The 26870-nt window shown below is 42.5% G+C and carries 26 protein-coding genes and 8 tRNA genes; 30 read left to right on the top strand and 4 right to left on the bottom strand.

Translation table 11 applies throughout. The features are described from left to right. The first annotated feature begins 155 nt into the window (after positions 1 to 155). The 27 genes from AC1D69_RS20355 to trxB all read left to right on the top strand — a co-directional run bounded on the left by AC1D69_RS20355 (position 156) and on the right by trxB (position 20157). A tRNA-Ser gene (locus tag AC1D69_RS20355) sits at positions 156 to 247 on the top strand. A gap of 37 nt (positions 248 to 284) precedes the next feature. Beyond that, a tRNA-Met gene (locus AC1D69_RS20350) sits at positions 285 to 361 on the top strand. A gap of 16 nt (positions 362 to 377) precedes the next feature. Then, positions 378 to 453: transfer RNA gene (locus AC1D69_RS20345), tRNA-Val, on the top strand. A 34-nt stretch (positions 454 to 487) separates the two neighbouring features. Next, positions 488 to 563: transfer RNA gene (locus AC1D69_RS20340), tRNA-Thr, on the top strand. Positions 564 to 576: 13 nt separating this feature from the next. Next, a tRNA-Asp gene (locus AC1D69_RS20335) sits at positions 577 to 654 on the top strand. 25 nt (positions 655 to 679) lie between these two features. Further along, positions 680 to 752 (top strand) — tRNA-Phe (locus AC1D69_RS20330). Between the two features lie 12 nt (positions 753 to 764). Then, positions 765 to 849, top strand: a tRNA-Tyr gene (locus tag AC1D69_RS20325). 7 nt (positions 850 to 856) lie between these two features. Next, a tRNA-Lys gene (locus tag AC1D69_RS20320) sits at positions 857 to 929 on the top strand. Positions 930 to 1047: 118 nt separating this feature from the next. Then, complete coding sequence (locus AC1D69_RS20315) at positions 1048 to 2154, top strand: PucR family transcriptional regulator (protein WP_495457961.1); 1107 nt, start codon at positions 1048 to 1050, stop codon at positions 2152 to 2154. A gap of 102 nt (positions 2155 to 2256) precedes the next feature. Continuing rightward, entirely contained in the window at positions 2257 to 3381 is a 1125-nt protein-coding gene (locus AC1D69_RS20310; protein ID WP_495457960.1) for an ABC transporter ATP-binding protein, read from the top strand. Positions 3382 to 3739: 358 nt separating this feature from the next. Further along, complete coding sequence (hprK, locus tag AC1D69_RS20305) at positions 3740 to 4678, top strand: HPr(Ser) kinase/phosphatase (protein ID WP_495457959.1); 939 nt, start codon at positions 3740 to 3742, stop codon at positions 4676 to 4678. 11 nt (positions 4679 to 4689) lie between these two features. Continuing rightward, positions 4690 to 5721 (top strand): prolipoprotein diacylglyceryl transferase, encoded by a 1032-nt coding sequence (gene lgt, locus AC1D69_RS20300; protein ID WP_495457958.1) that lies wholly within the window; start codon positions 4690 to 4692, stop codon positions 5719 to 5721. 7 nt (positions 5722 to 5728) lie between these two features. Continuing rightward, positions 5729 to 6370: a pyrophosphatase PpaX gene (ppaX, locus tag AC1D69_RS20295; RefSeq protein WP_495457957.1), complete on the top strand. Its 642-nt coding sequence runs from the start codon at positions 5729 to 5731 to the stop codon at positions 6368 to 6370. A 6-nt stretch (positions 6371 to 6376) separates the two neighbouring features. Then, entirely contained in the window at positions 6377 to 6928 is a 552-nt protein-coding gene (locus tag AC1D69_RS20290; protein WP_495457956.1) for an acyltransferase, read from the top strand. 301 nt (positions 6929 to 7229) lie between these two features. Further along, positions 7230 to 8444, top strand: coding sequence for an acyltransferase (locus AC1D69_RS20285; RefSeq protein ID WP_495457955.1), 1215 nt, complete (start codon positions 7230 to 7232; stop codon positions 8442 to 8444). A 154-nt stretch (positions 8445 to 8598) separates the two neighbouring features. Beyond that, a complete protein-coding gene (locus AC1D69_RS20280) occupies positions 8599 to 9801 on the top strand; it encodes an ATP phosphoribosyltransferase regulatory subunit (RefSeq protein WP_495457954.1) in 1203 nt (400 codons plus the stop codon). A gap of 31 nt (positions 9802 to 9832) precedes the next feature. Further along, positions 9833 to 10483 (top strand): ATP phosphoribosyltransferase, encoded by a 651-nt coding sequence (gene hisG, locus AC1D69_RS20275; RefSeq protein ID WP_495457953.1) that lies wholly within the window; start codon positions 9833 to 9835, stop codon positions 10481 to 10483. Positions 10484 to 10555: 72 nt separating this feature from the next. Next, on the top strand, positions 10556 to 11863 hold the full coding sequence (gene hisD, locus AC1D69_RS20270) for a histidinol dehydrogenase (protein WP_495457952.1): 1308 nt from the start codon (positions 10556 to 10558) through the stop codon (positions 11861 to 11863). Next, on the top strand, positions 11853 to 12461 hold the full coding sequence (gene hisB / locus AC1D69_RS20265; protein ID WP_495457951.1) for an imidazoleglycerol-phosphate dehydratase HisB: 609 nt from the start codon (positions 11853 to 11855) through the stop codon (positions 12459 to 12461). The genes hisD and hisB overlap by 11 nt, the downstream gene beginning before the upstream one ends. A gap of 2 nt (positions 12462 to 12463) precedes the next feature. Further along, positions 12464 to 13099 (top strand): imidazole glycerol phosphate synthase subunit HisH, encoded by a 636-nt coding sequence (gene hisH / locus AC1D69_RS20260; protein WP_495457950.1) that lies wholly within the window; start codon positions 12464 to 12466, stop codon positions 13097 to 13099. Positions 13100 to 13196: 97 nt separating this feature from the next. Further along, positions 13197 to 13937 carry a 1-(5-phosphoribosyl)-5-[(5-phosphoribosylamino)methylideneamino]imidazole-4-carboxamide isomerase gene (hisA, locus tag AC1D69_RS20255; protein WP_495457949.1) on the top strand — a complete coding sequence of 247 codons (741 nt, stop codon included), beginning with the start codon at positions 13197 to 13199 and terminating at the stop codon, positions 13935 to 13937. 67 nt (positions 13938 to 14004) lie between these two features. Continuing rightward, positions 14005 to 14763, top strand: coding sequence for an imidazole glycerol phosphate synthase subunit HisF (hisF, locus tag AC1D69_RS20250; protein ID WP_495457948.1), 759 nt, complete (start codon positions 14005 to 14007; stop codon positions 14761 to 14763). Further along, a complete protein-coding gene (hisIE, locus tag AC1D69_RS20245) occupies positions 14760 to 15452 on the top strand; it encodes a bifunctional phosphoribosyl-AMP cyclohydrolase/phosphoribosyl-ATP diphosphatase HisIE (RefSeq protein WP_495457947.1) in 693 nt (230 codons plus the stop codon). Before hisF ends, hisIE begins: the two co-directional genes overlap by 4 nt. Positions 15453 to 15469: 17 nt before the next feature. Further along, positions 15470 to 16294, top strand: a complete 825-nt coding sequence (gene hisJ / locus AC1D69_RS20240; RefSeq protein ID WP_495457946.1) for a histidinol-phosphatase HisJ — start codon at positions 15470 to 15472, stop codon at positions 16292 to 16294. 73 nt (positions 16295 to 16367) lie between these two features. Next, positions 16368 to 17315: a ribose-phosphate diphosphokinase gene (locus AC1D69_RS20235; RefSeq protein WP_495457945.1), complete on the top strand. Its 948-nt coding sequence runs from the start codon at positions 16368 to 16370 to the stop codon at positions 17313 to 17315. Between the two features lie 119 nt (positions 17316 to 17434). Beyond that, positions 17435 to 19153: a tetratricopeptide repeat protein gene (locus AC1D69_RS20230; RefSeq protein ID WP_495457944.1), complete on the top strand. Its 1719-nt coding sequence runs from the start codon at positions 17435 to 17437 to the stop codon at positions 19151 to 19153. A gap of 50 nt (positions 19154 to 19203) precedes the next feature. Continuing rightward, positions 19204 to 20157: a thioredoxin-disulfide reductase gene (gene trxB, locus AC1D69_RS20225; protein WP_495457943.1), complete on the top strand. Its 954-nt coding sequence runs from the start codon at positions 19204 to 19206 to the stop codon at positions 20155 to 20157. Between the two features lie 83 nt (positions 20158 to 20240). Here the strand turns inward: trxB and AC1D69_RS20220 are convergent, their stop codons facing one another. From AC1D69_RS20220 to AC1D69_RS20205, 4 genes are read right to left on the bottom strand one after another with little or no spacing between them, the layout of a single operon-like run. Continuing rightward, positions 20241 to 20843 (bottom strand): response regulator transcription factor, encoded by a 603-nt coding sequence (locus AC1D69_RS20220; protein ID WP_495457942.1) that lies wholly within the window; start codon positions 20841 to 20843, stop codon positions 20241 to 20243. Beyond that, a complete protein-coding gene (locus AC1D69_RS20215) occupies positions 20840 to 21967 on the bottom strand; it encodes a sensor histidine kinase (protein ID WP_495457941.1) in 1128 nt (375 codons plus the stop codon). The genes AC1D69_RS20220 and AC1D69_RS20215 overlap by 4 nt, the downstream gene beginning before the upstream one ends. An 8-nt stretch (positions 21968 to 21975) precedes the next feature. Continuing rightward, positions 21976 to 22713 carry an ABC transporter permease gene (locus tag AC1D69_RS20210; RefSeq protein ID WP_495457940.1) on the bottom strand — a complete coding sequence of 246 codons (738 nt, stop codon included), beginning with the start codon at positions 22711 to 22713 and terminating at the stop codon, positions 21976 to 21978. Between the two features lies 1 nt (position 22714). After that, positions 22715 to 23635 carry an ABC transporter ATP-binding protein gene (locus AC1D69_RS20205; protein ID WP_495457939.1) on the bottom strand — a complete coding sequence of 307 codons (921 nt, stop codon included), beginning with the start codon at positions 23633 to 23635 and terminating at the stop codon, positions 22715 to 22717. Positions 23636 to 23950: 315 nt separating this feature from the next. Here AC1D69_RS20205 and AC1D69_RS20200 point away from each other — a divergent pair, with 315 nt between their 5' ends. The 3 genes from AC1D69_RS20200 to AC1D69_RS20190 all read left to right on the top strand — a co-directional run bounded on the left by AC1D69_RS20200 (position 23951) and on the right by AC1D69_RS20190 (position 26870). After that, positions 23951 to 24901, top strand: coding sequence for an ROK family glucokinase (locus AC1D69_RS20200; RefSeq protein ID WP_495457938.1), 951 nt, complete (start codon positions 23951 to 23953; stop codon positions 24899 to 24901). Between the two features lie 62 nt (positions 24902 to 24963). After that, positions 24964 to 25869, top strand: coding sequence for an RNase adapter RapZ (gene rapZ, locus AC1D69_RS20195; protein ID WP_495457937.1), 906 nt, complete (start codon positions 24964 to 24966; stop codon positions 25867 to 25869). Between the two features lie 14 nt (positions 25870 to 25883). Further along, the gene (locus AC1D69_RS20190; RefSeq protein ID WP_495457936.1) at positions 25884 to 26870 is read left to right on the top strand and encodes a gluconeogenesis factor YvcK family protein; all 987 of its coding nucleotides are present in this window, start codon (positions 25884 to 25886) and stop codon (positions 26868 to 26870) included.

Genomic DNA, 26870 nt, shown 5'->3' with positions numbered 1-26870 from the left:
AAGTGCAGCAATGCATGGAGCTGACCAATACTAATCGGTCGAGGGCTTATCCTAATATTCTGAAGTTTAGGCTTCAGAAGCAAATGAAAGTTTCGAACTGCAAATTCATTCGTATCTAGTTTTCAGGGATTCAATCTCTGATTCATGAATAATCTGGAGAGATACCCAAGTGGCTATAAGGGGACCCTCTGCTAAGGGGTTAGACTGTGTAAACGGTGCGTGGGTTCGAATCCCACTCTCTCCGCCATTGATTTTTTCATGAATATGTAATAGGTGTTTAATGTGGCGGTGTAGCTCAGCTGGCTAGAGCGTACGGTTCATACCCGTGAGGTCGGGGGTTCGATCCCCTTCGCCGCTACCATACATATTACAGCCCAGGAGGCTTAGCTCAGCTGGGAGAGCATCTGCCTTACAAGCAGAGGGTCGGGGGTTCGATCCCCTCAGCCTCCACCATTTTTTTACTTAGGTTTATTGGAATTATACACTTGCCGGTGTAGCTCAACTGGTAGAGCAACTGACTTGTAATCAGTAGGTTGGGGGTTCAAGTCCTCTCGCCGGCACCATCTTTACAAATGGGGAACCGTGGTGTAGTTGGCCTAACATGCCTGCCTGTCACGCAGGAGATCGCGGGTTCGAATCCCGTCGGTTCCGCCATTTTTTTATTTTTTAAATTTAATATGGCTCGGTAGCTCAGTCGGTAGAGCAGAGGACTGAAAATCCTCGTGTCGGCGGTTCGATTCCGTCCCGAGCCACCTTGTTATTACGGAGGATTAGTGAAGTGGCTAAACACGGCAGACTGTAAATCTGCTCTCTACGAGTTCGGTGGTTCGAATCCATCATCCTCCACCAGTATTATGAGCCATTAGCTCAGTTGGTAGAGCACCTGACTTTTAATCAGGGTGTCGAAGGTTCGAATCCTTCATGGCTCATCACTAACAGACGAAAAGTCATCAACCTTTATAGGTGGGTGACTTTTTTGTTTATTCTTCTTTTTAGTCTGGATATGTTACTATATGAAGAAAAAGGTAAAGTGGTAGGTGATAACCGATGATGGAGATGGAGACACTGCGTCAGAAGTTGCAACAAATTGTAGGTATTCCTCTCACGATTAAAGAATTGACTAAGCAGGATTCTAGCTCTTTTTTTAATTATAAGAATAGTACGCTTATGGATTCTGTTGTGAACGAGGGTGAAGTATGGTTTCCCTTGTATAGTCGAGATGGGCGAATGTCTGTCTTAGCTGGAGAGTTGAATGCATTAAGCTTAGAGGAAGTTCAATTTATGGAACTCATACTCGCTAATGTTCGGGTTCAGATGGAGCAATCGTTATCTCCTCAAGATGAGGAAGAGAGAGAAGTTCAAGAATTAAGCTCATGGATAGAATCACAGTTAGAGTTAGGTAAACTGAATGATGAGACCCCAGAAAATGTTTCAATAAGGAAGCGTATGACTACACAAATGGTCCCTTTTTTACTGAAATGTGAGGGTGTCCATTTACCTGATATACCTTATATTACGTTGAAGAGATTGTTAGTAAGTTATTTCGATGGTGAATTACTGCTGATACCACTGAAGGATTATGAATGGTTGATCTTAGCCCAAAGAGAGTTGGTTCTCGGAGGTAATGATGATAAAGAGGACGAACTAGAAGAAACGGACGCTGAGATATTATCTGCCTTCTGTCTTGGTCTGCATGAGCTGGTGGCTAGTGAGTGGGTTGGCGTGTTCCATCTCTCTGTTATGCATTCATTAGATCCACTCCCAGCACTTCCTAGCACAGTACTTATGATGAGAGAGACTATTTTCTTAGGGAAAACCTTTCATATTGCTGAGCACATACACTTGCCTTGGGAATTAGTGCTGGAACGTCTTGTTAGCAGTATACCGGACAAGCAAAGAGGTGGGTTTCTAGAACAGGTGGGTGACCACTCAGTTCTATTTACTGATCCGGAGACACTATCGACTTTGGAAACCTTTTTTCAACTAGATTGTAATGTAAGTGAGACAGCCAAGAGAATGTACATTCATCGGAATACGCTTCTCTATCGATTAGATAAAATTAAGAATGAGACAGGACTCGATGTTCGAAGCTTTAGTGATGCTGTTCTGGTCAAACTCACAATGCTATTGTATAAAGTGACGAAAAGAAATTAGCATTTTTGTGCAATTTGTGGATAGCCAGTCTAGGCATTTATGGGTAATATAAGAGTATCAAATGTATCCGATTTCACTAATATTACTTAGGGGGAAATTATAATGGCTGGAGTACGCTTAGAACATATTTTCAAGAAATATGCAGGTGCAGATAAAGCAACAGTAGAAGATATCAATCTTGATATTAAAGATAAGGAATTTTTGGTTCTAGTAGGACCATCTGGTTGTGGTAAATCAACTACACTTCGGATGATCGCTGGTCTAGAAGAAATTTCAGAAGGTAAACTTTATATCGGAGATCGTGTTGTAAATGATGTAGCTCCTAAAGACCGTGATATTGCGATGGTATTCCAATCTTATGCATTGTATCCTCATATGAGTGTATATCAGAACATGGCGTTCGGATTGAAACTACGTAAAGTGAAGAAAGATGAAATCGATAAAAAAGTACGTGATGCAGCAAAAATTCTAGACATCGAGCATTTGCTTGAACGTAAACCAAAAGCACTTTCTGGTGGACAACGTCAACGTGTTGCCTTGGGTCGTGCGATTGTTCGTGATCCACAAGTCTTCTTGATGGATGAGCCTCTTTCCAACTTGGATGCTAAACTTCGTGGTCAAATGCGTGCTGAAATCACTAAACTGGTTAAGCGCCTTGAAACTACTTGTATCTATGTAACGCATGACCAAACAGAAGCTATGACAATGGGTGACCGTATCGTAGTTATGTACGATGGTATTATTCAACAGGCTGCTTCTCCTGAAGAGTTGTACAATAGCCCAACTAACCTTTTCGTAGCAGGTTTCATTGGATCTCCTACAATGAACTTTATCAATGGTACTTTGAGCGAGTCAAATGGTTCTGTCCGTTTCCGTGCTGATGGATTGGATGTTGAAGTTCCTGGTGGCAAAGCTCAAATCTTGAAAGCTAAAGGTATGATTGGTAAAGAAGTAACTATGGGTGTTCGTCCTGAAGATATTCATGAAGAGCCTGTATTCTTGGAAGCATCACCAAACACGATCTTTACTTCTAATGTTGATGTTACTGAGAACCTTGGACATGAAATGTTACTATACTTGAGCGGTCTAGGTAACGATACGGTTATCGCTCGTGTAGACGGACGTTCTACTACACGTGATGGTAGCACAGTTCGCTTAGCAATTGACATGAACAAAATTCATATCTTCGATAAAGAATCAGAATTGAATGTTCTAATCGGAAAATAATAAATAGATTATATGAAGACCGCCCTGATGGGCGGTTTTTTTTAAATAGCTAAGGATAAGTTTCACTTGAATCCATTCCATCATCGTCGATGCATCTAAAACGATTGGCATTATGATGAAATAGATTCTTGATACCCTGTCCCTTATAACTTCCGTAGAAACAGGTGCCGTCTTTGAAAAAGGACGGCATTGCCGTTTCTACTTGTCTAATATGAAGTCTCTGGTTATCGTACTATAGTTCAGAGATTGCATTCGGTAGCGATTTCAATTACGATGGGTACAATGAAATAGCTTAATTTAATATCATATGAATTCTTGTAATTATAGTTACATAAGAAATGTGAAAGGGAGATATGAGATGGTTAAAAACGTTAAGGTATCCGAATTGGTTCAACAATTTCAACTAGAAGTCATTGCGGGAGAACAAGGTCTCAAACGTACTATTACGGTGGATGACTTAAATAGACCGGGTCTAGAAATGGCAGGTTACTTTGAATATCACCCACAAGAGCGTGTACAATTGTTGGGTAAGACTGAATTAGCTTTCTTTGCGATGTTAACGGCAGAAGAGAGAAAAGAACGTATGCAGAGGATCTGTTCAGATCTGACCCCCTGCTTCGTTGTCACTCGGTCATTAGAGGTTCCACAAGAGTTGATTGATATTAGCAATGAAAAGAATTTACCTGTGCTGAGAAGCAGCATGGCAACGACTATTCTTTCAAGTAAGATAACAGGGTTTCTGGAAAGAAAGCTAGCACCGACAGCAACAATCCATGGTGTATTATGTGATGTATATGGTGTAGGGATGTTGATTACAGGGACTAGTGGTATTGGTAAGAGTGAGACTGCATTGGAATTGGTCAAGAGAGGACATCGTCTCGTTGCAGATGATGCCGTTGAGATCCGACAAACCTCAGATAATCAGCTTCATGGTACAGCTCCTGAGCTCATTAGGCATTTGCTCGAAATTCGTGGAGTAGGTATTATTAATGCGATGACTCTATTTGGTGCGGGTGCCGTTCGTAACAACAAACGAATTACGTTAGTTGTTAGATTGGAGAATTGGCAACAGGATAAGCAATATGATCGTCTAGGTCTTGATGAAGAAACAACACGGATTATTGATACAGATGTTCCATTAGTGACCATTCCGGTTAGACCAGGACGTAACCTTGCAGTTATTATAGAAGTGGCTGCTATGAATTACCGTTTGAAACAAATGGGCCTAAATGCTGCGCTACAATTTACTAACAAATTAACGGCCACGATAGCAGAAGATATTGACGATATGGATTAGGAGCGTGAAAAATGGCCACATTATTACTTGATCCTATAGCCTTTTCTCTTGGATCACTCAAAGTTCACTGGTATGGATTAATTCTAGGGCTTGGTGCATTAGCAGGTTTAATGGTAGCGATTAGAGAAGGAAAGAGATTTAATATTTCCTCTGAGTTTTTTATGGACCTTTTGTTAATTGGTGTTCCTTCATCCATTATTGGCGCTAGAATTTACTTTGTTGCTTTTAAATGGGATGAATATAAAGATAACTTTGTAGATGTATTCAAAATATGGAATGGCGGTATTGCCATTTATGGTGCGTTGATCGGTGCTATTATATGCGCATTTTTCTATACCCGGCATAAAGGGTATGGACTCTGGAGAATTCTAGATATATGTGCTCCTGGTCTGATTATTGGTCAAATTATTGGGCGTTGGGGCAACTTCGTTAACCAAGAGGCATATGGTGGCCCTATAGAGAAATCCTTTTTACAAAATAACTTACATCTACCCGACTTCATTGTGAATCAAATGAATGTGAGTGGCGTGTTCCATCACCCAACATTCTTATATGAATCGTTATGGAACCTAGTTGGTTTAGGATTATTGCTGATTCTACGTCGGCAGAAGTTTCTACGCGCAGGAGAATTGTTCCTGTCCTATTTCATCTGGTATTCTGTCGGAAGATTCTTTATTGAAGGATTGCGTACGGATAGTTTAGCTTTTCAAGGTCAAGAGTGGTTGGCTTCATTAGTAAATGGGATGTGGAGTCCTATGAAGGCGATAGGCTTTGAATATGGTAATTTAGATGTTGAATACGGAAATGTAAGAATATCGCAGCTATTAGCCATTTTATTTGTTATTGTGAGTATAGCCATCATTATCTATCGCCGTGTAACGGTTAAAGGTCAAGAACATTATCTAGACCCTATCGTTTCAACTAAGATAAATGTAGACAATATGCCTGAAGCAATGTTTACACATAAAGAAACGAAGAGGGTAATTCCTACTGAAACTGTGGTACATGAGGAAGAGTTGCCAACTAAGGGTAAAAAGGAGTAACGACTGCATGATTGACACCATTTTATTTGATTTAGATGGAACTATTATTGATACCAATGAGCTTATCATTGACTCCTTTATACATGTATTAGAGAACCATTCACAAGCTCTTCTAACAAGGGATCAGATTATCCCCAAGATGGGTATGACGTTAGAGAAACAGATGCAAATATTCTCTGGGGTTGAAGACGTTACTCATTTGGTACAGGAATATAGAACTTATAATGATCTGATTCATGACGATATGGTTCAGCCATTTCCACAGGTGTTAGAAGTCATTGAAGCACTACACCTAAAGGGAATCACGATGGGGGTAGTTACAACAAAGAATCGCCCTGGTACCTTAAAAGTGCTAGAGATGTTCGGGCTGACCAAGTACATGAAGTCTATTGTAACGGTTATTGATGTTGAGCATCCCAAGCCACATCCTGAGCCTGTACTTAAAGCAATGCAGGAACTAGGTGCTGATCCCCGTAATACGTTAATGGTCGGAGATAGCCCTGTAGATATTCAAGCTGCCAATGCTGCTGGTGCGTGGTCGGCAGGTGTATCGTGGTCTTTAAAAGGTGAGGATGTCCTTAATAAGTATAATCCTGATTATATACTGCATTCGATGAACGACTTATATTCTCTGGTAGAACAGGAGTAAGATGAAGTGAGAAAGGTAACCCGGTATCCGGTGGAAGGTCCAAATTCACTGTGGCAGATCTACAGAACGGTCAGTCCCTGGAAAGGGGTCAAAAATTTCATCTTTATCCAAATTGCTCGTTACTGCCCTATACTTCAAGTGAAGAACTGGATTTATCGCCATATGTTAGGGATGAAAGTAGGCAAGCACACGGCTTTTGGCCTAATGGTGATGGTGGACGTTTTTTTTCCAGAGAAAATATCTGTTGGTGATAATTCTGTAATTGGCTATAATACAACGATCTTGGCACATGAATACTTGATTCAGGAATACCGCCTTGGCGACGTTGATATCGGTGAGAATGTCATGGTAGGTGCGAACACGACTATTTTACCAGGGATAACGATCGGAGATGGAGCTATGATAGCAGCTGGTTCTGTAGTACATAGAGATGTGCCTGCCGGTGCTTTTGTTGGCGGTAATCCTTTGCGTGAATTGAGAACCCAGACAACTTCATCAGAAGTAAATGATAGCGACAATCCATATCCTATAGCGCATAACTTGGTGAACCCAGAGTAAACTACTTTGGGTTTTTTTCCATAGGGAGAGGTGCTGTCTTTTAAAAAGGGATGGCATTACCGGTTCTGCTACAAGGTTCCCTCAGAATGATTTCCAACCATTCTGAGGGAACCTTGGGGTTACTTGTTATATGAACATACATAATGGTAGTGCTCGGGATCTATTTGTTAGAGGTTAGCCTAGTTGGAAATATTATGCCTTATTCAAAGGTTACATCATGAGTTTATATGATGTAATGGGAAGTTTACACTAAGGGGACACTTTAGGGGATATTATATTTTATTGAAAAGGAGTACTTTCTTTGAACTTAATTAGAAAAGAGCGGTTGCCACAGTTAGACGTATATCGTGCACTGGCTTTAATAGGAGTTCTTCATGTTCATGCATCCTCCTATGCTGCTGGAGTGCAAGCTATGGAATCGCCATTTTACTATGTATATAATTTTATGAATATTTTCTTTAAATTTGGGACAACATCTTTTATCTTTTTGAGTGGATTTGTGCTGTTCTATAACTACTACGATCGTCCAATCACCGTAAGACTACTTTCTCGGTTCTATGGTCGGCGAGTGTTATATATATTATTGCCATATGTTATCGCATCCACGGCATACTTTGTATACACGAAATTCACATTAGGACAGTTAAAAGGGATCCCATATAGTAATCTTTGGATTGAATTACGTGGGGATCTGCTAACCGGCACTGCCTATACCCATTTATATTTTGTGTTTATTAGCATTCAGTTCTACATTTTATTCCCATTCTTATTAAAACTATTTCAATCGAAACCAGTATTCGTCAAATGGGCTATACCCATAGGACTTATTCTTCAATGGGCTTTTGTATTTTATAACAAGTATGAGTTACAGCTTCTTAATAAGGGAAGTTATGCAATTACGTATTTTACTTACTATATGATGGGTGCGTACATCGCTATAAACTTTAGCAGCATAAAACCATGGCTGATGAATCCGTGGAAGCTTTTAACGGAGAGACAAAAGGTATGGTCAGTTACACTCTGGATAGGTTGGTTAGCCATCGCATTCATACATGTGCAATTATGGTTCTATACGAGAACAACTGGAAAAGCAGTCGATACGTTATGGTATGAATTAATCTGGAATATTCACTCGATGTTATCTGCGGTAGTTCTTTTACACGCAACCTTTGTTATATATAGGAAGTATTTTGGTAAAGTTGTAGCCTTTTTAACAAGAATGGGTGAGCTTTCTTTTGCCATATATCTACTTCATCCCTTTATTCTCGCCCAATATCGCCGATTTCGTTATCACATAGCACCGGAATCAATAGAATATCTTATATTTATATACGGTGGCTTATTGGTGGCATTGTTTGTGAGTTGGGGAATATCACAGTTTTATTTCAAAAGAGTTTCGTGGTCATGGGTTTTCCTCGGAAATATTCCACGTTCTTTAACGCGAAAATCCCAAAGGGCAACTTCCACCATGGATAGGTCTTCCGATGAGTCAACCACTCGTAAGTCTGTCCTTTAATTCTTAGGAATAATAGGAATAGTCCCATTGACGATAATGACATAATCATGTTAAAATAGCAGAAATTCTTTACTTTGGTAGTATGGTAGATCATTACCGTACTAAAGTATCTGACGAATAAATGTTTATACTCTCTAAGTTGAGGTGAAATATAGTGTCAAAGCCAAAAGGGTTTGAAAAACCGACGGGTGTCCGGGATTATCTACCGTATGCAGTAAAGAAGTTACGAAAGATTGAGCGGAATGTCCTAGATTGTATGAACCGTTGGGGTTATCAGCAGATTATGACACCCACGATGGAATATTACGATACGGTAGGTGTGGCAAGTTCCACATCGGACCAGAAACTTTTCAAATTGCTTAATAACCGCGGTACCACAATGGTACTTCGTTCTGATATGACAGCACCTATTGCTCGAGTAGTGTCTTCTCTATTGAAGGAAGAGTCACTTCCCATCCGCTTATCTTATCATGCCAACGTATTTCGGACGATTGAAGAGGAAGCGGGTAGAGAAGCAGAGTTCTTCCAGACAGGTGTTGAATTAGTTGGAGATGCTTCAGCAGAAGCGGATGCAGAAGTAGTTGCACTTGCAATTGAATCGTTAAAGTCAGCAGGGGTTGCTTCTTTTAAAATTGCTATGGGTCATGTTGGATTTCTACATGGATTATTTGAGGAGATTGTTCCTGGACGTGACGAAGATCAAGAATCATTGAAGGAAGGTCTTCTGCGTAGGGACTATGTGGGATTCCGTAATTCCATTCGTAAGCTACAATTGCCTGAAGCACAGGGGAACGTACTTGATGGTATCGTGCGATTACGTGGGGGTAAGGAAATATGTGAGCAGGCGTTGAAGCTAAGCTCTAACCTACGGGCTAGAGAATCGATTGATCATTTATGTAAGGTATGGGAAGTGCTTGAAGCCTATGGTGTCTCACAACATGTACTGATTGATCTAACGATGATTGGTGACTTCTCCTATTATACAGGCATGACATTCGAGGGGTATGCATCCGAATTAGGGTTCCCTGTATGTAACGGTGGACGATATGATAATCTACTACAGCAATTCGGGCGAGCTATCCCAGCTACAGGCTTTGCACTTAAGACGAATCGAATTCTAGATGGTGTACATGGATTCCAAGATGCAGATGAGAAGCCAATATTAATTCAGTATGATGCAGATCGGCGTCAAGAGGGACTAGCGAAAGCGAATCGTCTTCGGAGTGAGGGGCAGATCGTCATTACAGAATTAGTAACAGCAGCTAATGGTAGTTATGAATCATTACCCGAAGAACAGAATGCTAATAAAGAAAGAACAGGATATAGCCAAACGATCACGTACACTACACAGAAGTAATACATACCAAAGGATTGGAGGGGATGAGTTCGTGAGTGAAACGTTAAAAGTGGCAATGCCCAAGGGGCGTATATATACGAAGGCAGCAGCCTTATTTCGTCAAGCGGGATTAGCCATTCCATTAGAAGTAGATGAATCACGTAAACTGGTGGTTCCATTGCCGGAGATGGGGATGGAGTTTATTCTAGCCAAACCGGTGGACGTACCGACATACGTAGAATATGGTGTAGCTGATATCGGCATCGTTGGTAAGGACGTTCTATTGGAAGAGAGTAGAGATGTATATGAGTTGCTTGATCTTGGCATAGCACGCTGTCGAATGTCCGTTATAGGACTGCCTAATTGGGAACCAGGTATTCAGCAACGAGTAGCTACGAAGTATCCCAATGTCGCTTCCCAATATTTCCGCGAACAGGGACAACAGGTTGAAGTCATCAAATTGAATGGGTCAATTGAGTTAGCACCTTTGATCGGATTAGCCGATCGGATTGTGGATATGGTAGAAACGGGGCAGACGCTGAAGGATAATGGACTCGTTGAGATGATGAGTATTTTTGAAATTACGAGTCGTTTAATCGCGAACCGTGTGAGTTATCGAATGAAGAACACTCAGATTCAAGCGTTGTGCGATCTTCTCCAACAGGTCATTCCCGTACCCAGTATCAATAGTGTGAAGTTATAAAAGAAGCATAGAGCGGATGCATGGCAACAAGTAAACAGTAATAGGTAACCCTTGGGAGAGGAACGGATAAGGATGAAAATTGTACCGATTCAAGACTTTAATTTACAGCGTGAAGTGGACTATGGCACGCCTGAACAGAATGCCACCGTTAAACAAATTGTACGTGATATCAAAACAGAAGGTGACGCGTCCCTCCTACGTTATACCGAACAGTATGATAAGACGTTTCTATCTTCTGAACAGCTTCGGGTTACTCCCGAGGAATTGAAGGCTGCGTATGATCACGTGGAGCCATCCTTCGTTCAGGCAATTTCAGCTGCAGCGGCGAATATTAGAGCATTCCATATGCGGGAAAAGAGAAACTCTTGGATGGATCTACAACCGGACGGGACCATCTTAGGACAAATCATTCGCCCACTCAAACGTGTAGGCGTCTATGTTCCCGGCGGTAAGGCTGCTTATCCATCATCTGTCTTAATGAATGTTATCCCAGCCCAAGTAGCTGGTGTGCCTGAGATTGTTATGGTTACTCCACCCGCAACGAATGGAAAAGAGGGCATTGACCCTTATATTCTTGTTGCTGCTGCTGAAGCGGGTGTAAATGAAATATATAGAGTAGGTGGAGCACAGGCCATCGCTGCTTTGGCATACGGAACCGAAAGCATAGCTCCCGTTGATAAAATATGTGGACCCGGAAATATATATGTGGCTCTTGCGAAACGTGAAGTGTATGGTGCTGTCGATATCGACAGCATTGCTGGACCGAGTGAGATCGTCGTATTGGCTGATGAGACAGCAGATCCAGTCTATGTTGCGGCTGACCTGTTATCACAGGCAGAACACGATGAGATGGCCTCTGCCATCCTTGTGACACCCTCACAAGCATTCGCAGAAGCGACTTCAGTAGAAGTAACACGTCAGTTAGCTTTGTTACCGCGTCGAGATATCGCAGGTGCATCGATTGAGAATTATGGAGCCATTATTGTGGTGGAATCTATTGAAGAAGGAATATCGGTCGTGAATCGACTAGCCCCTGAGCATCTTGAGATCGTTGTTCAGGACCCGATGTCTTATGTAGGAAGTGTAGAGAACGCTGGAGCTATCTTCCTCGGACCGTATAGTTCTGAACCTGTGGGTGATTATTTTGCAGGTCCTAACCACATTATTCCGACGAATGGCACAGCAAGATTCTCTTCACCAGTGGACGTCGATGATTTCATTAAGAAATCAAGTATGATCTATTATAGTAAAGAAGCGTTGTTACAGAACGGTGCAATGATTATGGAGCTTGCGCGACATGAAGGGTTAGAAGGCCATGCTAGAGCGATTGAGGTTCGGCTAGAAAAGGAAGGAAAGGCGGGTATTCATAATGGACAATAATGTGAATGAGAACTTGCGTACAGCAAGTGTGAAACGTGTAACGAATGAGACGAATATCGAGCTTTCTTTTGGCATAGATGGTACTGGGGTTTCAGAAATGGAGACAGATGTCCCTTTCTTAAATCATATGTTGGATTTATTTACGAAGCATGGTCAGTTCGATCTTTCTGTGAAGGCTATGGGTGATATTGAGATTGATGACCATCATACGGTGGAGGATATCGGGATTTGCTTAGGGCAGACCCTTCGAGAAGCTCTAGGGGATAAGCGTGGTATTAAACGTTATGCTAGTGTCTTCGTACCGATGGATGAGGCTTTAGCACAAGTAATCATTGATGTTAGCAATCGACCACACTTCGAATACCGTGCAGAGTATCCATCATCGCAGGTTGGCAGTTTCTCTACAGAGCTAGTTCATGAGTTTCTGTGGAAGTTTGCGCTTGAAGCTCGTATTACGCTACATGTGATTGTACATTATGGACAGAACACACACCATATGATTGAGGCGGTGTTTAAAGCGTTAGGACGCGCGCTTGATGAAGCGACGAGCATTGATCCACGTGTTACAGGTGTACCATCCACGAAGGGAGTGCTGTAGTCGTGGCCATCGCGATTGTAGATTACGGGATAGGGAATCTTCATAGCGTGAGCAAGGCGATCGAGCGACTCGGATATGATGCGCTCATCAGTAGCGACGAAGGCGAGATTCTATCCGCCGATGGTGTGATTCTGCCAGGCGTCGGAGCCTTCGGCGACGCTATGGTGCATTTGCGGCAGAGCTCGCTCGATGCCACAGTGCAAAAGGCCGCAGCTGGCAATCAGCCGCTGCTTGGCATCTGCCTTGGCATGCAGCTGCTATTCAGCAGCAGCGATGAGCATGGTAGTCACGATGGCCTCGGCATTCTGCCAGGCTCAGTGGTTCGATTCAAAGGTGGCGATTATAAAGTGCCACATATGGGATGGAATAAGCTTCAGTATCGTGAAGAGGAGAGTCCATTATTCACTGGGCTGGAGGAAGGATACGTATACTTTGTACATTCCTATCATGTCCTTCCGGAAGTAAAGACGGATATTCTGGCAACAACGGATTATGGACAGCCGGTAACGGCGATTGTGGGACGGGATTCTGTCTTTGGGATGCAATTCCACCCAGAGAAGAGCGGGGATCTTGGAATGAGCTTGTTGCGAAATTTCCTTAAGCTTACGGGGGAGCCCGTGAAGGAAGCACGTGTATAGAAAGTGATGTAAGAACGAATAGAATGAACGAATTAAATGAACTGAAATTATAGGATTGTATTTACTATAGATCAAGAAGAAAGTGGGGCTACCGAAGATGTCTTCTTTTATCATTTATCCTGCTATTGATATTCGTGATGGGAAATGTGTAAGGCTAGTGCAAGGAGATTATAACCAAGAAACCATCTATAATGATAATCCATTGAAAGTAGCAAAAGAGTGGGAGGAACAAGGCGGAACATACATACATCTAGTTGATCTGGATGGTGCCAAGGCTGGCCATCCTGTGAATGACGCTATTATTGGTGCAATTACTAAGGGGGTAAATGTACCCGTACAGGTGGGGGGCGGGTTACGTACCCTAGAAGATGTAAAAAGGTTACTCGCACTTGGAGTGAGCCGGGTCATTATCGGTACAGCAGCGATAGAGGATCGCCCCTTTACCGAAGCGGTTCTAGGTACATTTGGAGATAAGGTAGCGATCGGAATTGATGCAAGAAATGGCTATGTGGCTACACGAGGTTGGCTTGAGACATCCGAAGTGAAAGCGGAAGTGTTGGCAAAGGAACTAGCTTCCAAAGGGGCAGAGACATTCATTTTTACAGACATTTCGCGTGATGGAATGATGCAAGGACCAAACGTTGAAGCCATCCGATCTTTGGCAGTGAGCAGTGGGCGTACCGTTATTGCTTCTGGAGGCGTTACGGTCTTAGATGACCTTCTAAGTCTTAGCGCTTACCACCATGAAGGTATAGGTGGAGCCATCGTAGGCAAAGCATTGTACACAGGAAGTGTTGATCTGGAGACGGCGGTACAAGCGATCAAACAGCAGGGATAGACTAGTCTGGACCTATTCTTATACACTGACGCAACTATTGAATTTAAAGGTAGAGGGGAAGAGAAGCATGCTAGCTAAACGTATCATTCCGTGTCTGGATGTGAAGGATGGTAGGGTGGTAAAGGGCGTTAACTTTGTCAATCTACGTGATGCGGGTGACCCGGTAGAACTGGCGGCGCTTTATGACCGCGAAGGGGCAGATGAACTCGTTTTTTTAGATATTTCAGCTTCTGTTGAAGGTCGGGCAACGATGATCGAAGTCGTTCGACAGACGGCAGGTGAAATTGCTATTCCGTTTACGGTTGGCGGAGGGATCTCCCATGTAGACGATATGAAGAGAATTCTACGTGCGGGTGCAGATAAGATTGGAATTAATACCGCAGCGGTGAAGAATCCACAGTTGATCTCTGAAGGAGCACTTCGCTTCGGTTCGCAATGTATCGTTGTAGCTGTTGACGCCAAGTACAATGAGGCTTGGGGTGAGTGGGAAGTCTATACCCATGGTGGCCGTACACCTTCGGGCATTCGAGCATTACAATGGGTTAAAGAAGTGGAAGCTTTAGGAGCGGGCGAGATTCTTTTAACAAGTATGGATGCCGATGGTACGAAGGATGGATTCGATATTCCACTGACTTCGGCTGTATCTGGACTTGTCGGGATTCCTGTCATTGCTTCTGGTGGTGCCGGAACGAAGGATCATTTCTATGACGTCTTTACAAGTGGTAAGGCTGACGCAGGGTTGGCAGCAACTATTTTTCATTATAAAGAAATGACGATTCAAGATTTGAAGTTGGATTTAAAGCAAAAAGGGGTGGAGATTAGATGAGTAACCTAAATCAAGAAAGTTCATTGAAACAATTACAGGAACAGATTCGTTGGGATGAAGCGGGACTTGTACCTGCGATCGTACAGGATATCACAACGAAAGAAGTATTAATGCTGGCCTATATGAATAAGGAATCACTTAAGCTTTCTGTAGAAAGCGGCGAAACGTGGTTCTGGAGTCGTTCTAGAAAAGAATTATGGCATAAAGGCGCTACTTCTGGTAATACACAAAGCATTGGTTCCATGAGCTATGATTGTGATGGAGATACCTTGCTACTTCAGGTTCAACCTCAGGGTCCAGCCTGCCACACAGGGAAGGTGACTTGTTTCTTTAACGAAGTTGCTGTGGAAAAGAAAGAAGATGTTAAACCAACAATTTCCTCAAGTGTCGATCGTTTCGCTGTGCTAGCGGAGTTGGAGCAGATTATTTCAGACCGTGAGAAGGAACGTCCAGAGGGTGCCTATACTACGTACTTGTTTGAAAAGGGTATCGATAAGATTCTGAAGAAGGTCGGAGAGGAAACATCCGAGGCAATCATTGCTGCTAAGAATAAAGATAACGATGAGTTACGGCTTGAAGTAAGTGATCTAATCTATCATTTGTTGGTATTGTTAGAAGAACGGAAGCTTCCATTAGATGAGATTATGACTGAACTTAGTCTGCGCCACGAGCGTCCTAGACGCGACTAAAGGAGGAAATACGTACAATGCTGATCGATTATCATACACATCACGTCCGTTGTGGGCATGCAGTCGGAGAACTAGAGGAATATGTTCTTAGAGGTATTGAGATGGGATTATCCCAACTCGGACTATCGGATCATATGCCTCTGCTTCACGTGGACCCTGCGACATATTATCCAGAGATGGCTATGCCTATGGCAGAACTTCCACGTTATGTAGAAGAATGCCTTGCGCTTAAAGAGCGCTATAAGGACCAGATTGATATACGTTTGGGACTCGAAGGGGACTACATTGAAGGGTATGAATCAGAGATTGAGCAGATCATTACATCGTATCCCTGGGATTATGTGATAGGGTCTGTTCATTTTCTAGGAGAGTGGGATATAAGTGATTATCGTCAGACGCATAACTGGGATGGCAAGAATATCCTTGCTGTATATGAACAATATTATGATGCTGTAAAAAAAGCCACCGCAACTGGCTTCTATGACATTATGGGTCATATCGATGTGATTAAACGATTTGGTTACCAACCACAACCGGAAGCCTACAACGATGTAATTTCACTAGAACATGCTGCGCTCGAAGCTGTAATGAAAAGTGGGATGGCAATGGAGTTAAATGCATCGGGCTTATCCAAAGCTTGTGAGGAGATGTTTCCTAGTAAACGAATGGTATCAGAAGCGTTTAAGCTGGGTATACCTGTAACCGTGGGTTCTGATGCACATGATCCGCTAAAACTTGGAGAACACTTGAAACAAGCTAGGGCTTTACTATGGGAAGTGGGTTATCGACAACTGTCCGTATTTGAGAAACGGATAAGAACTGAGGTTCCTTTTGAAATCTAGCTTAATCCTGTATAATACAATTACATATTGATTTAACTCAAGTCTGGTATAGTCTTGAAATCAGGAGGATGCTATGCAACACAAGATGCGTATTTTTACGGGCTCGTCCAATCCAAAGCTTGCAAAGGATATTTGCAGTCAACTAGGTGTGGAATTGGGAAGTGTCAAGGTTTCACGGTTCAAGAGTGGTGAAATCTATGTTAACTATGAGGAAAGTATTCGCAATTGTGATGTGTTTATAGTTCAGTCGTTATCGCATCCGATTAATGAGATGTTTGTAGAATTGCTTGTGATGATAGATGCAGCCAAAAGAGCCTCTGCCCATACGGTTAACATTATTGTCCCTTATTACGGCTATGCAAGGCAGGAACGGAAATCAGCACCACGTGAACCTATTTCTGCGAAAATGGTAGCGGATGTTCTAACAACAGTGGGTGCTAACCGAGTAATCACGATGGATTTACATGCCCCGGCCATACAAGGGTTCTTTAATATACCTGTGGATCACTTAACGGCATTAGACTTAATTAGCCAGTATTTGAGATCTAAGAATATTGCTAATCCAGTCATTGTCTCGCCGGATGCTGGTCGTGCTTCAACAGCAGAGAAATTGGCGAACCATCTTGATTCTCCATTTGCAATTATGATTAAGAAGAGACCTTCACATAATGAATCTGTGATCACGCATGTGATCGGAGATGTTGAGGGCAAGACGCCTATCATTATTGAAGATATTATTGATACAGGTACGACTATTGTGAATGTAGTGGAAGGGCTGAAGGAACGTGGAGCAGAAGACGTGTATGTCTGTGCTACACATGGCCTCTTCTCGGGTGATGCCTTAGAACGTTTGAATCATTCGAACATTAAAGAAGTTGTTGTGACGGATTCTATCGTACTTCCCGAGAATTATAGTGGATCGGTCAAAGTGCTATCTATAGCTCCAATGCTAGCACAGGCAACTCGTATTATTATAGAAGGTGGATCGATCGCGACTTTATTTAAAGACTCCGGCATTTAATAGATGCGGTGTCTTTTCTGCGTTTATGAAGAAGAACTTCCCTACTTAAAAGGACTCATGAACTTGTGGTATACTATGAGGAGCAATAGGTTAGTAGGAAAAGGAGGTGCCTTGCTTCAATGAACGATGATACACTACGGACAAATGTCCTACACAATAAAATAATACCGGTCCATTTGGACGCGAACTTCTTCTTTGAGAGGGCTGTTCAATCGTTAGATCGCAATCATTATGCTAAGGCATTGAAATATTTCAGTAAAGCGGTAGAGTATGAACCAGAGAATCCAGTGAATCATTGTAACATGGCCGGAACCATGTCAGAGATGGGGGACTACGAAGGTTCCAATTCCGTACTTGTCGATATTATAGAGCATATTGATCCAACAATGACGGAATGCTATTTCTATATGGCTAACAATTTCGCTAATATGGAGAAATTTGAAGAAGCCGAGAAAGCATTAGTCACCTATCTAGAAGAGGATTCAGACGGTCAGTTTCTAAATGAAGCTGAAGAAATGATGGATCTGCTCCTATATGAGTTAGATCGTCCAGCTAAATTGACTCGAATAAAAAGTCGCCAAGGCATGGTGGAACATGAACATGCCCGTACACTTTTAGAACAGGGCAAGTTCGCTCAAGCTGTAGATCTACTTGAAGAAATTGTAGAGAACTATTCTGATTTCTTAGCAGCACGTAATAACTTAGCCCTTGCTTATTATTACGTTGGATTATTCGATAAAGCGAAGGAAACGATCCAGCAGGTGTTAGAACAGGAGCCGGGAAATCTACATGGGTTATGTAATTTAGCCATCTTCTATCAACATGAGAACAATCTAGAACAATTGCTTCCGTTAGTACATTTACTTACGGTTACTGTGCCATTCCATCAGGAGCACTTATTTAAATTGGCTACAACGATGGGAATCTTAGGTCAACATGAACTAGCCCATCGGCATTTCCGTCGGTTGCTGAAGGATGAAGAGCTAAGTGGCGATCCGAGTCTATATCACTATACGGCGACAGCTGCATTCAACTGTGGACGGTATATTGAGGCAGAGAGATACTGGCGATATACAGCGAAGCTTGATCCAGATTCTGATGTTCCGAGATTCTACTTGTCTCAGCTTCAACAGTTTCAAGAAGGGAAGACGCAGCAACCTAAGATCAGCTACCATTACCATCTACCTTTTGAAGAACAGATGAAGCTGTGGGAGAATAATGGTGAAGGAATCACGGATGAAGTTAAGCATAATCCGCTTCTTCGCTCGTCTTTTTTCTGGGCGTTACGGCATGGTGATCATGCGACGAAACTACAAGTGATTCAGTCCTTTGCATGGATTGGAGATGAAGAGGTAAAACAGGTACTAGAAGCCTTTTTACTTGATCCAGATGAGGATCCCCAGCTAAAAGAGGCAGCCCTGCTGGTTCTACAAGGACTAGGGATTGACAAATCGCTATTGGATTTCCCAATACAGGAAGAAGTGTTATCTCAACAACAAGTATCGACAACGAACGATCTTCCTATGGATTGGGAACAGCCATCGCATATGGTCGTAGATAAGACGTTGCAAATGATGACTCACTCATGGGATCTGAATCAACAGCAAGAGATACAGAACTTATGGACTGAATTCCTGCATAAGAGCTATCCTAATACACCAGAATTTCGCCATCCAGAAGGTTGGTCAGCAGCGCTTGAATATTGGGCTTTCAAAATGGTTGGTCTTCCGACTACCTTCGAGGAAGTAGCACGACGATATGGGCTGTCTCCTTCTACTGTCAGTCGATATGCGCGGCGTATCGATAGTGTATGCCATATGAAGGATAGAAACGGATAATCTAATATATAATTATAGGTATGCAAAATCAGTAATAGGAGGTCACACGTATGTATAAATCAATCGTCATCGGAACAGGTCCTGCAGGATTAACTGCAGCTATATACTTAGCACGTGCGAACATGAAGCCACTCGTAATTGAAGGTATGCAACCAGGTGGTCAGTTAACGACAACTACTGAAATTGAGAACTTTCCAGGATTCCCAGAGGGGATTATGGGACCTGAATTAATGGATAATATGCGCAAGCAGGCTGAGCGTTTCGGAGCTGAATTCAAAACAGGTTGGGTAGAGAAGGTGGATTTCTCGCAACGACCGTTTAAGGTTCAAGTAGACGGCATGGGCGAATTAGTAGCTGAGACGATTATCATTTCAACAGGTGCATCGGCGAAATACCTAGGTATTCCAGGTGAGCAAGAGAACATTGGGCGTGGTGTCAGCACATGTGCGACATGTGACGGGTTCTTTTTCCGTGGGAAAAAGATTATCGTTATTGGAGGCGGAGACTCCGCTATGGAGGAAGCTAGCTTCCTAACGCGTTTTGGTTCTAGTGTAACCCTAGTACACCGTCGTGAAGAGATGCGTGCTTCTAAGATCATGCAAGATCGTGCTCGTGAGAATGAGAAGGTCCTGTGGGCATTGAATCGTACTCCACTGGAGGTTGTATCTGAAGGAATGGGTCTCAAAGGACTAAAGGTCCTGAATAATGAGACGAATCAAGAAGAACTGATCGAAGCAGACGGCGTATTTGTAGCGATTGGACATACACCAAACACGAAGTTCTTGGATAATCAGATTACTACGGATGATGTAGGTTATATTCTCGTAAAACCAGGTACAACAGAAACCAACATTCCAGGAGTATTCGCTTGCGGTGATGTACAAGATACTCGTTATCGCCAGGCAATATCGGCAGCTGGATCAGGATGTATGGCAGCGATGGATGCTGAGAAATTTATTGAAGGCAACATGGTACATGACTGGAGCGAGACTCTAGATAAGTAACTATAATGGTCACTTAATTAAAAAGACCCTGACGGATAAACGTTCCGTCAGGGTCTTTGTGTTGTATTTAAGACTCTCAATATTTATAACCACCCCTTCTCCTCGGCCGTCCGAATGGCCTCCATTCGATTATTAGCGCCTAGTTTATTCAACGCTTCGGAGATATAATTGCGTACCGTTCCATAGGAGAGATGGAGCATTAATGATATTTCATTAGCCGACTTTCCTTGGGAAGACAGGGATAGAATCTCACGCTCGCGAGGATTGAGAGGATTTGCTTCCTTTAGAGTTCCGAAAATGAGCTCAGGGGATATTTCTCGATGTCCCATCATGACCCGTCGTATAGACTGGGCAAGTTTTTCACTAGGTTCATCTTTTAATAAATAACCCTGCACGTCAGCCTTTATGGCACGTTCGAAGTACCCTGGGCGGGCAAAGGTAGTTAGAATAATGACTTTACATGGGGAACCTTGTTGATATAGCTGTTCAGCAACATCAAGACCTGTCCTAACGGGCATCTCGATATCTAGCAAGCAGACATCAGGTACATGAGAAGCGATGAGAGTGAGGGCTTCTTGCCCGTCTGAAGCCTGACCGATCACCTCGATATCACTTTCTAGATTTAATAATAAGGCTAACGCACCACGCAACATCCGTTGATCTTCGGCAAGAAGAACCCGTATCATGCTGTCTCCTCCTCTGAATGATCTTTCATAATAATAGGTATAGTAATTGTTAAGGTAGTGCCTTCCTCCGAAGATAAGATTAGAGAACCGTCAATTAAAGAAAGCCTCTCACCCATCCCTTTTAATCCATTGCCATCTTGATGATCTTCACGTAACCCTATACCATCATCGCTAATGATAAGGGTGACCTTCGACAATTGCTGTTCGATCCGTATCATACAACGATTGGCTCGGCTATGTTTCACCATATTTGTGACGGATTCCCGCAGGCATAGGCTAAGAATATTTTGAGTGAGATCGGGAACCCCCACTAACGTAACATCACCTTCGAAGGAGGATATGATATTGGCATTGTGCAAAATAACCTGAACATCTATTAACTCCTCAGCAATGGTCACTGCCCTCATGTCCGATACAAGTTCACGAACCTGTCGAAGAGCCGCTCTTGAGGTACGTTCAATTTCCTTAGCTTCAAGCTGTGCCCGCTCTGGATCCATGGTAATGAGCCGATTCACGATCTGGCTTTTCAAAGTAATTAAAGACAATGTGTGCCCCAATGTGTCATGTAGATCTCTAGCAATGCGCATCCGTTCTTCCCGCTTAACGAGTTCTCTGATATGTTCGTTAGCTTCATCTAACTGGATCTCCAATTGCTGATGCTTATTCATAGATCGTATTCCAAAAGGAGTAATAAGCATGATGATAATAAACGGGAGTAAAATCAAATATTGCATTGGTGGAATGGTCTTCAAATGTAGAATAAGCGGTAGAAATTCAATGATGGCTAATATACATAAGGAGACTTTGAATTTTAGTGAGTTGGTGTAATATCCAATGAAGTTAGCGGTAAAGAAACCCATAAATAAGTTGTATGGATTATAAAATAGGCTAAGAATAAAAATAATAACCATTTGTGAGGCAAGCCAATAAGAGAAGCTTCTATGTTCTGAGGCGAAATAAAGTTGGCGATAGGAGACTACGAATATACCAATCATCAAATAACCATATACCATCTTCATCCCCTGCTCCTGGGACATAATAAAGATAGGTATGAAGATATAAATTAACCAAACGTAAGGGTAGAATCCTAGTTTCTTGGGGAAAACTTGAAATCTCTCGGGCATGAGGTAGTTTACACCGCTTCCTGTTTTTTACGAATATATGTCGATAATACCATGAAAAATACAAGATATCCCAGCAGAATCCATATGTTATTCCACTCGGGTGTATTCCCACGTACAATCTCCCAAGCACCATTCCCAAAATTATAAGAAGGAAGCCAGTGGCCAATAGTCTGTAACACCTTAGGGAAAGCATCGATAGGAAACCACATTCCACCCATGATTGCCATGATCATGTAAATCGCATTACTAACGCCACTTGCCGTATCTACTCTTTTCATAGTTCCAACTAAGGTTCCTAGGGCTAAGAATGGTGAGCATCCGATTAATATCCATAGTCCACTGAGAATCCATTGCCATGCAGATAAGGACACGCCATTCATTAAATATCCTGAAGCAAAAATAACAATAATAGAAAATAAATGCATCATCGTTTGCCCGAACATTTTGCCGAAGAAATAGATGCCATCAGGAAGTGGTGTTATGCGAATGTAGGTAGACCATCCATGCACTCGTTCTTGAACAATACGAATGCCTAACGTCATAATTGATGAACCCATGACACTAAATGTGGTCATAGACATCAAGTAATGTGCCTGCCAAAGTTCATTATCATCGGTATTGGTGTTTATAAGTTTCGTAAATACGTAATAAAACAGAATAGGTAATACTAGTGACCAGAATACATAATAAGGATTGCGGAAAATTCTTCGTATCTCTGCCTTACACTGCATAGTTAACGCATACATGTTAGATAGCCCCCTTCTTGTGATTCATAGAATCAGGATGAAGTGTTAATTGTTCGAAGGCGTCATCAAGACGGCCATGCTCGACGCGAATATCATTGACTGCAAACTTATGTTTAAAAAGTGACGCCAACATCCTGTCTGTATTCTCGGTCACAGCATAGATTCGCCCTTCTTTTTCATATACATCCACAACCATTGATAAATTGAGAAGTGCCTCAGTCAGATGAGGGTCATTCGATTTGAAGGAGACAGAAGATTTCGTGAGTTTAGATTTGATATCATCAGGAGTACCATCAGCTATAATGACACCTTGGTCAAATAAAATAACACGATCTGCACAATCTTCAGCTTCGGAAAGGTAATGTGTGGTAAATAGAATGGTTTTGCCCTGATTAGTCAGTGAACGAACTTGATCCCAGAACAACCGACGAGCGGTAACATCTAAACCTACGGTTGGTTCATCTAAGAAAATGAGATCAGGATTGCCTATAAGAGCCAGTGCGAACCCAAGTCTTCTTCTTTGTCCTCCAGATAGCTTATATGCGAATCGATTGAGATCTTCCTCGTTCAGTCCAGTTAGTGGTATTAGTTGATCAAGATCAAGTGGATGCGGATGATAACTTCGAATTAAGGTAATCAACTCACGTACTTTCAGACCATCCATGACACTCACTTCTTGGAGCATTGCCCCAATCTTCTTGCGCACTTCGATATCCTTAGGGTCTTTACCTAGAACGCGTACCGTACCCTGACTTGGTTTAATTAGGCCTAATAACATCGACAGGACAGTGGTTTTCCCTGCACCGTTAGGACCTAGAATGGCAACGATGGAACCTTTCTCAATTGAAAAAGACACATGATCAACTGCCTTTTTTGTTCCGTAAAGTTTGGTAACGCCAGTCACATCCACAATTGAATTCATAATGAACCCCCTCATTTATATTTTAAACTCCTTATATTTCCATATTAAAAGATAGGATATGTTTGCGTTAGTTAAAAGTGTCAGTAAATCAAGATGACAATTGTCATCATATCCAACAACATGTTTGTGCATCAGTTCACAAATAAGTTTGCAACCTAAGGTGATATCATCTTAAAAATGCTATATAAATGAAGTATTAATTCTATCCGTGGGGATTGCGCTAGAGTTGTGCTTCTCTTGACCATATTGAGGGCATCAATTATAGTGGGTACGTAGGCTCAAAACTATTTTAGAGTGAAAAAGGTGGCTTGTTACATGTCTGAAAGTATCTATGTAGGTGTGGATTTAGGCGGAACGGCGATAAAAGTTGGGATTTGTGATAAAGAGGGGAAGCTTCTTCTGACGCATGAAGGACCCACAGAAAGTGCAAAAGGCGTTCAGGTCGTTATTGATAATATTGTGAAATATGTACGAGACATTGTGGAGAATTCTTCATATAGTTGGGACCAGCTTGAGGGTGTAGGTGCTGGGGTTGCTGGCTTTACGAATGTCCGTGAAGGGATTATCATTCAAGCACCGAACTTAGGCTTTCGTGATGTTCCGATACGTTCACTCTTAGAGGAACGTCTGGGCAAGCCGGTCAAAATAGATAACGATGCTAACGTGGCTGCTCTGGGTGAAGCTTGGAGTGGTGCCGGACGTGGAGTAGATAATTGTGTGTGCTATACACTTGGAACAGGTGTAGGTGGAGGCATTATTTTAAATGGTAAAATATATCAAGGTTTCTCAGGGATGGCAGGAGAGATTGGACATATTGCAGTTGTGCCTGATCTAGAAGCTATTCAATGTGGATGTGGTAAAAAGGGTTGTGTTGAAACCGTATCTTCTGCAACAGGTATTATTCGTATGGCGAAGGATGCTGTTGAACGTGGAGATCGTACAACACTTTCTACAGTAGAGAAAATGAATGCTAAGGAAGTATTCGATGCAGCTAAAGCTGGTGATGAAGTTGCCATGCGTATTGTGAATCGTGCCGCTTTCTATTTGGGTAAATCGATGGCAGCTGTAGCTGCAGTACTGAATCCAGAAGTATTCATTATTGGTGGCGGAGTTGCCTATGCAGGAGATATTCTGTTTAATGAGGTTCGTGCAGTATATGCGAAGTACACACCAGATCCTTTACTACAGGGTGTTTCGATTCTACCTGCTCTATTAGGAAACAATGCGGGGATCGTTGGAGCAGCAGGTCTGCACCTTCGTTCGTAGAAACTACTTCATATAAAACCCGTCAAAAGCTTGTGAACTCATGGACAAGGGAGTGAAAGCTGATGCTGGAAAATGACAATGCTGCGTCGGCCGTGGCCACCTTAATAATTATTACGGGTATGTCAGGCGCGGGAAAAACACTTGCGGTACAAAGCCTAGAAGATCTAGGGTTCTTCTGTGTGGATAATCTTCCACCGGTATTAATCCCAAAGTTTGCAGAACTCATTGAACAATCAAACGGTAAGATTGCTAAGGTTGCCTTAGTGATTGACTTACGTGGACGTGAATTCTTCACGGCTCTATCGGAATCTTTATTATATATTAAAAAGCATTTCACCATGCGTTGCGAGATTCTGTTCCTTGATGCGACCGACTCTGTTCTTGTACAACGTTATAAAGAGAGTCGTAGACGCCATCCGTTAGCTCCTGAGGGGATGCCATTAGATGGTATTCGCCTAGAGCGTAAGATGTTGGAGGAACTTAAAGTCTCTGCGACGCAGTTGATTGATACAAGTAGCACGAAGCCTGGACAATTGAAGGAGAAAATTATTTCTCGCTTCTCGCATCTTGAACCAAATACCTTGTCAGTCAATATTACATCCTTTGGATTTAAATATGGAATACCCATAGATGCAGATTTAGTATTTGATGTAAGGTTCTTGCCAAACCCTCACTACGTAGATCACTTACGTCCACGAACGGGGCAAGACAATGAAGTGTATGAGTATGTGATGAAGTGGGCTGAGACCCAATTGTTCCTAGTTAAACTGTTGGATATGCTCCATTTCTTAATTCCACAGTATTATAAAGAAGGTAAGAGCCAGGTCATTATCGCTATTGGATGTACGGGTGGCAAGCATCGCTCTGTTGCTATTGCGGAGTACTTAGGTAAGATGCTGAGTACCAGCGAGACTGAGACCGTCTCCGTTAGCCACCGAGACTCTGAACGAGATCGTGACCGGCATTAATGAGGTGAAGTCTGATGAAAGTGGCAGAGCCAACAAGATCGCGTCCACGAATTGTTGTAATGGGCGGAGGAACGGGATTGTCCGTCATGCTTCGGGGACTAAAGGAAAAGCCTCTGGATATTACAGCGATTGTTACGGTAGCTGATGACGGGGGAAGTTCGGGCATATTGCGAAGTGAGTTGCAGATGCCCCCACCTGGTGATATTCGGAATGTGTTAACTGCACTTGCAGACGTGGAACCGCTACTTTCGGAAATGTTGAGCTATCGGTTTAACAATGGTACTGGACTTGCTGGTCATAGCTTAGGCAATTTAATATTGGCAGGGATGACAGACATTACGGGAGACTTTGTAACGGCTGTTCGAGAGTTGAGTAAGGTATTTGCTGTTCGTGGTCAGGTGCTGCCTGCAGCAGGTGTTGCTGTAACTCTCCATGCAGAGATGGAAGATGGAAGTATTGTCATCGGTGAGTCCAAAATTCCAGAAGCCGGAGGTAGGATTAAGCGTGTCTTTCTTGATCCGACTCACGTGGAGCCGTTGCCAGAGGCTGTGGAGGCGATTCGTCAGGCAGATGCAATTTTGATTGGACCAGGTAGCTTATATACAAGTATTCTTCCAAATCTACTCGTTCCCAAGCTTGCGGAAGCGGTGTGTGCATCAGACGCAATTAAGATTTTTGTGTGTAATGTCATGACGCAACCTGGAGAAACAGATAACTATACAGTCAGTGACCATTTGAATGCAATCTATGATCATATTGGTACACAACTATTTGATTATGTCATTGTAAATAATGGTGATATCCCGACTCAAGTTCAAAATAAATATGCTGAGAAGGGTGCAAGGCCCGTCCAATTGGACATGGATGAATTGACCGGGCAAGGCTATAAAGTGATAGCTGACACGCTAGTCCTATTTCGGACATATCTACGGCATGATGCAGAGAAGTTAAGTCAACATATATATCAACTAGTACAAAATTGGATCTTACGAGAGAGGTGA

Source organism: Paenibacillus sp. Y301 (genome assembly GCF_059445505.1).
The sequence above is the reverse complement of the archived record's forward strand: the minus strand, read 5'-3'. Positions and strand labels throughout refer to the sequence as shown.

What these genes read in the sequence shown, in the direction of transcription:
- AC1D69_RS20190 (WP_495457936.1), top strand. Translation starts at nt 25,884, where the DNA reads ATGAAAGTGGCAGAGCCAACAAGATCGCGTCCACGAATTGTTGTAATG.
- hisD (WP_495457952.1), top strand. Translation starts at nt 10,556, where the DNA reads ATGAAAATTGTACCGATTCAAGACTTTAATTTACAGCGTGAAGTGGAC.
- AC1D69_RS20200 (WP_495457938.1), top strand. Translation starts at nt 23,951, where the DNA reads ATGTCTGAAAGTATCTATGTAGGTGTGGATTTAGGCGGAACGGCGATA.
- hisIE (WP_495457947.1), top strand. Translation starts at nt 14,760, where the DNA reads ATGAGTAACCTAAATCAAGAAAGTTCATTGAAACAATTACAGGAACAG.
- AC1D69_RS20310 (WP_495457960.1), top strand. Translation starts at nt 2,257, where the DNA reads ATGGCTGGAGTACGCTTAGAACATATTTTCAAGAAATATGCAGGTGCA.
- hisJ (WP_495457946.1), top strand. Translation starts at nt 15,470, where the DNA reads ATGCTGATCGATTATCATACACATCACGTCCGTTGTGGGCATGCAGTC.
- rapZ (WP_495457937.1), top strand. Translation starts at nt 24,964, where the DNA reads ATGCTGGAAAATGACAATGCTGCGTCGGCCGTGGCCACCTTAATAATT.
- AC1D69_RS20315 (WP_495457961.1), top strand. Translation starts at nt 1,048, where the DNA reads ATGATGGAGATGGAGACACTGCGTCAGAAGTTGCAACAAATTGTAGGT.
- hisA (WP_495457949.1), top strand. Translation starts at nt 13,197, where the DNA reads ATGTCTTCTTTTATCATTTATCCTGCTATTGATATTCGTGATGGGAAA.
- ppaX (WP_495457957.1), top strand. Translation starts at nt 5,729, where the DNA reads ATGATTGACACCATTTTATTTGATTTAGATGGAACTATTATTGATACC.
- AC1D69_RS20210 (WP_495457940.1), bottom strand. Translation starts at nt 22,713, where the DNA reads ATGTATGCGTTAACTATGCAGTGTAAGGCAGAGATACGAAGAATTTTC.
- AC1D69_RS20230 (WP_495457944.1), top strand. Translation starts at nt 17,435, where the DNA reads ATGAACGATGATACACTACGGACAAATGTCCTACACAATAAAATAATA.
- AC1D69_RS20235 (WP_495457945.1), top strand. Translation starts at nt 16,368, where the DNA reads ATGCAACACAAGATGCGTATTTTTACGGGCTCGTCCAATCCAAAGCTT.
- lgt (WP_495457958.1), top strand. Translation starts at nt 4,690, where the DNA reads ATGGCCACATTATTACTTGATCCTATAGCCTTTTCTCTTGGATCACTC.
- hprK (WP_495457959.1), top strand. Translation starts at nt 3,740, where the DNA reads ATGGTTAAAAACGTTAAGGTATCCGAATTGGTTCAACAATTTCAACTA.
- AC1D69_RS20220 (WP_495457942.1), bottom strand. Translation starts at nt 20,843, where the DNA reads ATGATACGGGTTCTTCTTGCCGAAGATCAACGGATGTTGCGTGGTGCG.
- AC1D69_RS20215 (WP_495457941.1), bottom strand. Translation starts at nt 21,967, where the DNA reads ATGCCCGAGAGATTTCAAGTTTTCCCCAAGAAACTAGGATTCTACCCT.
- trxB (WP_495457943.1), top strand. Translation starts at nt 19,204, where the DNA reads ATGTATAAATCAATCGTCATCGGAACAGGTCCTGCAGGATTAACTGCA.
- hisB (WP_495457951.1), top strand. Translation starts at nt 11,853, where the DNA reads ATGGACAATAATGTGAATGAGAACTTGCGTACAGCAAGTGTGAAACGT.
- AC1D69_RS20205 (WP_495457939.1), bottom strand. Translation starts at nt 23,635, where the DNA reads ATGAATTCAATTGTGGATGTGACTGGCGTTACCAAACTTTACGGAACA.
- hisF (WP_495457948.1), top strand. Translation starts at nt 14,005, where the DNA reads ATGCTAGCTAAACGTATCATTCCGTGTCTGGATGTGAAGGATGGTAGG.